Origin of the sequence: Frankia sp. AgKG'84/4, from assembly GCF_023242965.2 — a bacterium.
GTDB lineage: Bacteria > Actinomycetota > Actinomycetes > Frankiales > Frankiaceae > Frankia.
In genome coordinates this window covers 1-4,644 of sequence record NZ_JALKFU020000422.1, presented here as the reverse complement: position 1 = coordinate 4,644, position 4,644 = coordinate 1, and the positions used below count along the sequence as shown (strand labels likewise).

Annotated in this window: 5 protein-coding genes; 3 read left to right on the top strand and 2 right to left on the bottom strand. The window is 72.2% G+C overall.

What is annotated here, in order from left to right:
* Positions 1-390 precede the first annotated feature (390 nt).
* Together phoH2 and msrA are read left to right on the top strand one after the other, a co-directional pair.
* On the top strand, positions 391-1,683 hold the full coding sequence (phoH2, locus tag MXD58_RS30795; RefSeq protein WP_248836552.1) for an RNA 5'-3' helicase PhoH2: 1,293 nt from the start codon (positions 391-393) through the stop codon (positions 1,681-1,683).
* Positions 1,684-1,750: 67 nt separating this feature from the next.
* The gene (msrA, locus tag MXD58_RS20430; protein ID WP_248836553.1) at positions 1,751-2,416 is read left to right on the top strand and encodes a peptide-methionine (S)-S-oxide reductase MsrA; all 666 of its coding nucleotides are present in this window, start codon (positions 1,751-1,753) and stop codon (positions 2,414-2,416) included.
* 141 nt (positions 2,417-2,557) lie between these two features.
* Here msrA and MXD58_RS20425 read toward each other — a convergent pair whose 3' ends face one another.
* Together MXD58_RS20425 and MXD58_RS20420 are read right to left on the bottom strand one after the other, a co-directional pair.
* Positions 2,558-3,376, bottom strand: coding sequence for an HAD-IIA family hydrolase (locus MXD58_RS20425; protein WP_248836554.1), 819 nt, complete (start codon positions 3,374-3,376; stop codon positions 2,558-2,560).
* A gap of 96 nt (positions 3,377-3,472) precedes the next feature.
* Positions 3,473-3,730, bottom strand: a complete 258-nt coding sequence (locus tag MXD58_RS20420) for a hypothetical protein (protein ID WP_248836555.1) — start codon at positions 3,728-3,730, stop codon at positions 3,473-3,475.
* A gap of 246 nt (positions 3,731-3,976) precedes the next feature.
* Here MXD58_RS20420 and MXD58_RS20415 point away from each other — a divergent pair, with 246 nt between their 5' ends.
* Positions 3,977-4,540, top strand: a complete 564-nt coding sequence (locus tag MXD58_RS20415; RefSeq protein ID WP_248836556.1) for a hypothetical protein — start codon at positions 3,977-3,979, stop codon at positions 4,538-4,540.
* The last annotated feature ends 104 nt before the right edge of the window (positions 4,541-4,644 follow it).

Below are 4,644 nucleotides of genomic sequence, written 5' to 3'. Positions count from 1 at the left end.
GGCCGGGTCGGGGCCGGGCTGCCGGGGCCCGACTGCGGCCAGGCTGGTCACGCAGGTCCCGGGTGGGCCGGTCGCGGGCGGGGGAGTCGGCGCGCGCAGGGTCGGACGCCCGCCGTCATGATCGATGCGCTGTGCCACCGGCGCGGGCGCGGAGGCGGCTGAGCACCCGAATCGTTTCCAGGTCTTAACACAACGTGTTGCCAGAAGTGGGTCGCCATCGTCGGAGGTGACGGCTACCGTGAGACCCCTAGCGTCTCAAGCCGTGGTCCGGCGTGGTGTCGGACCTCTCGGGAGGCCCCTCGGTGCGGCAAGCGCGACTACACCAGGAGGCCGGAGCCCGGTCCCTGAAGGGGTCGGTCCCGGACTACCTCCGAGTAAGCGGGTGGGCGTGTGCCACGAACGCATGTCGTCGACACAAGCGTGCTGCTTTCTGATCCGGGCGCGCTGCTGCGGTTCGCGGAGCACAATGTTGTGCTCCCCCTCGTCGTCATAGGGGAGCTGGAGGGCAAGAGGAACCATCCGGAGCTTGGCTGGTTCGCCCGGGAGGCCCTGCGCCTCCTGGACGACCTGCGCATCCGACACGGCCGACTCGACCAGCCGATCGAACTGGCTGACGGGGGAACGCTTCGGGTGGAACTCAACCACACCGACTCGACGGTGCTTCCACCGGGGTTCCGGGTGGACTCCAACGACTCGCGGATCCTGTCCGTCGCGATGAACCTCGCCCAGGAGGGCGCCGAGGTCGTGCTGGTCACCAAGGACCTTCCGCTGCGGGTGAAGGCGTCGGTCCTCGGCCTGCCGGCGGAGGAGTACCAGGCCCTCTCCCCGGTCGACACCGGCTTCTCCGGGATGGCGGAGGTGACCGTCGCCCAGGAGGACCTCGACCGCCTCTACTCCAAGGAGTACACGGAGATCCCCGAGGCGGCCGGCTTGCCCTGCCACACCGGTCTGGTGCTCACCGCCTCCGGCGGCAGCGCCTCCGCGCTCGGCCGGGTCACCGCGGACAAGCAGGTCCGCCTGGTCCGGGGCGACCGGGACGCCTTCGGCCTGCACGGGCGTTCCGCCGAGCAGCGGGTGGCACTCGACCTGCTGCTCGACCCGGACGTGGGGATCGTCTCGCTCGGCGGCCGGGCCGGCACCGGTAAGTCGGCGCTCGCCCTCTGCGCGGGCCTGGAGGCGGTGATGGAGCGCCGGGCCCATCGCAAGGTCGTCGTCTTCCGCCCGCTCTACGCCGTCGGCGGGCAGGAGCTGGGGTACCTGCCGGGCAGCGAGAACGAGAAGATGGCGCCCTGGGCGCAGGCCGTGTTCGACACCCTCGGCGCGCTGGTCTCCCCGGAGGTCATCGAGGAGATCGTCGACCGCGGGATGCTGGAGGTCCTACCGCTGACCCACATCCGCGGCCGGTCGCTGCACGACGCGTTCGTGATCGTCGACGAGGCGCAGTCGCTGGAGCGCGGCGTTCTGCTCACGGTGCTGTCCCGGCTCGGGCAGGGGTCGCGGGTGGTGCTCACCCACGACGTGGCGCAGCGCGACAACCTGCGGGTCGGCCGACACGACGGAGTCGCGTCCGTCATCGAGACGCTCAAGGGCCACCCGCTGTTCGCCCACGTCACCCTGACCCGCTCGGAGCGCTCGCCGATCGCGGCTCTGGTCACCACGATGCTGGAGGACCTCGTTCTGTAAGACCTCGCGGGAACGTCGGGGCTGGGCGGGTGGTTGTCAGAGGAGACACTCACCGGAGGTGCACGACATGTTCCTCGGTCGCCACAAGGCCACCCTGCCTACCCCCGACCAGGCCCTCGCCGGCCGGGATCGCCCGGTGTTCCAGGGCGACTCCCGGCACACGGTCCTCGGGACCTCGTTCACCGGCCCGTTCCCCGCGGGGCTGGAGACGGCCGTGTTCGGCCTGGGCTGCTTCTGGGGCGCCGAGCGCGCGTTCTGGCAGGTGCCCGGCGTCCACACGACGGCGGTCGGCTACGCGGGTGGCTCGACCCCGAATCCGACGTATGAGGAGACGTGCTCGGGCCTGACCGGGCACACCGAGGCCGTCCTGGTCGTCTTCGACCCGGCGAAGGTCTCCTACGAGCGGCTCCTGCAGGTCTTCTGGGAGGGGCACGACCCGACCCAGGGGATGCGCCAGGGCAACGATGTGGGCACCCAGTACCGCTCGGCGATCTACACCACCACCGAGGCGCAGGCGAAGGCCGCGGCCGCGAGCCGCGACGCGTTCACCGGCGTCCTGGCCGCCGGCGGCTTCGGCCCGATCACCACCGAGATCGCCCCGGCGGGCCCGTTCTACCTCGCCGAGGAGTACCACCAGCAGTACCTCTCCGACGCCAAGAACCCGCACGGCTACTGCGGCCTCGGCGGCACGGGCCTGTCCTGCCCGGTGGGCATCGCGACCGCGGAGTCCTGACCGCCAGCCGCTGCCGACGCGACCCGGACGCGGCCGGCCCCGGCCAGTATCGGCACACCCCGGAGCAGTGCGCCGCGGTGCACTGCTCCGGGCACGGAGCTGATCGGGTGCGCCGGGGAGGTCACGGCGGTGTCCACCGGATCAGGGGGTGGGCGGGGTGAGTGTGCCGTCGATGGTGCGGACGTCGCGGCCGACGGGGACCTTGGCGATGCTGTCGACGACCGCGCTCGGCCGGTAGGGGAAGCGTTCGATGTCCTCGCGGGTCGTGATGCCCGACAGGACGAGGACGGTGTCCATGCCGGCCTCCAGGCCGGCCACGACGTCGGTGTCCATCCGGTCGCCGATGACCACCGTCGTCTCGCTGTGCGCCGAGAGGGTGTTCAGGGCGCTGCGCATCATCAGCGGGTTCGGCTTACCGACGAAGTACGGGGTCACGCCCGTCGCCTTGGTGATCATCGCGGCGACGGCGCCGGTGGCCGGGAGCAGGCCCTCGACGGACGGCCCGGTCGGGTCGGGATTCGTCGCGATGAAGCGGGCGCCGCCGCGCACCAGCCGAATCGCCCGGGTGATCGCCTCGAAGCTGTAGGTCCGGGTTTCGCCGAGAACGACATAGTCCGGCGTCCGGTCGCTGAGAACATAGCCGACGTCATGCAGCGCGGTGGTCAGCCCCGCTTCGCCGACCACATACGCCGACCCGCCGGGCCGCTGCGTCTGCAGGAACAACGCGGTGGCCAGCGCGGAGGTCCAGATGCGTTCCGCCGGAATCCGCAGCCCAGCCCGGGCCAGCCGCGCCGAGAGGTCCCGGGCGGTGTAGATCGAGTTGTTCGTCAGTACGAGAAAGCCCAGGCCCGCCGCGGTGAGGCCGGCGATGAAAGCGTCGGCACCCGCGATGGGATGTTCCTCGTGGACGAGAACGCCGTCCATGTCAATGAGATAGTTCTCGATCGTCCGTTCCGACATGGCCCCAGATTCTGCCCGCCCGGCGCGGGGTCGGCGGACCCTGGTGGCCACTGGGACCGGTCTCTCACCCCGGGCCCGTCGTCACCACTCCTTGTCTCACAGCACGACGACGCCCGCGGCCTGCTGTCCGGCCGGCATCGTCAGGCAGAGCGCGGGCACCACCAGCCACATCCGCAGCCGCTCGTCGCGGGCGTACCGATGGGCGTGTTCGGGGGCCCGGAAGGGCCCGACGACCCCGCGGACCCGCTCGCCCTGACCGCCGAGCACGACCAGCGACCAGGCCGCGGCCGTGCCGCTGTCCATCTCCTCCGGTAGCGCGGGTGACTCCCACCAGACCGGCGCAGCTTCGATCATGTTCCGCCCCCAGACAGGTCCGTTCCGCGCGCCTCGCACCGCGCCCTCCCACCTGCGCTACGCACCGGACCCGCCGGTGCGGCCCGGCCGGAAAGTGTGACGAACCCCGGCGGGTGGTGCGCCGCGGCGCACCCTCGCGCCCGGGCGGTAGCCCGCCGGGGGGCCGGAGCAGGGCGACGAGGACAACGTCGGGGGCGACCCGCGCGTCTGGTAGGGCGGATTACTTCGCAGACAGGTGGGGGACTTGTGCGTCGGCGTCGTAAGGACCACCGGAGCTGGGATCAACTGTCCGGCGAGGAACGGCGCCGAGGCCTCGCGATCCTCGGCGGCGCCGGGATCATCGCGGTCGTCGCCGTGTACCTGCTGGTCGGCAGCGGCACGGGCACGCAGGCCGAGGCAGGCGCGCCGCCGCCGCCGACCGTCGACACGAGCGCCCAGCTGATCACCTGGTATTCGGGCACGGCGCAGCTTCGCAGCCAGGTCGTCACGGCGGTGGGCGCGGTGCGGGCGGACATCCAGGCGGTGGACGGCACGGCGCTGCGGCCGGCCTGTGTCCAGCTCGGCCAGCTCGTCGACCAGATCGCGCCGCTCGGCCAGCCGCCGGCCGCCTCGGCCGCCCAGTCCTGGAACGCCGGTGCCAGCGCCTACGGCCAGGCCGTGACCACCTGCGGGAACCTCTTCGACGGCACCGCGGAGCAACCCGCCGTCCTGCTCACGCGAACTACCGACGCGCTGAACACCGCCGACGGGCACTGGGCGCGACTCGCCGCGCGGATCGGCGCACCAGCTCAGATCGTTCCGTCCCGGTAGCGGGCGTCGGCCCGGTCGCGACGACGGGTGGCCACTGCGGTGGGGCCCCGCCCGGGTATCGCCGCTGGCCGCGGCAGGGGTCCCGGGCCAGCGCCGGCCCGGTG

What these genes read in the sequence shown, in the direction of transcription:
- msrA (WP_248836553.1), top strand. Translation starts at nt 1,751, where the DNA reads ATGTTCCTCGGTCGCCACAAGGCCACCCTGCCTACCCCCGACCAGGCC.
- MXD58_RS20420 (WP_248836555.1), bottom strand. Translation starts at nt 3,730, where the DNA reads ATGATCGAAGCTGCGCCGGTCTGGTGGGAGTCACCCGCGCTACCGGAG.
- MXD58_RS20425 (WP_248836554.1), bottom strand. Translation starts at nt 3,376, where the DNA reads ATGTCGGAACGGACGATCGAGAACTATCTCATTGACATGGACGGCGTT.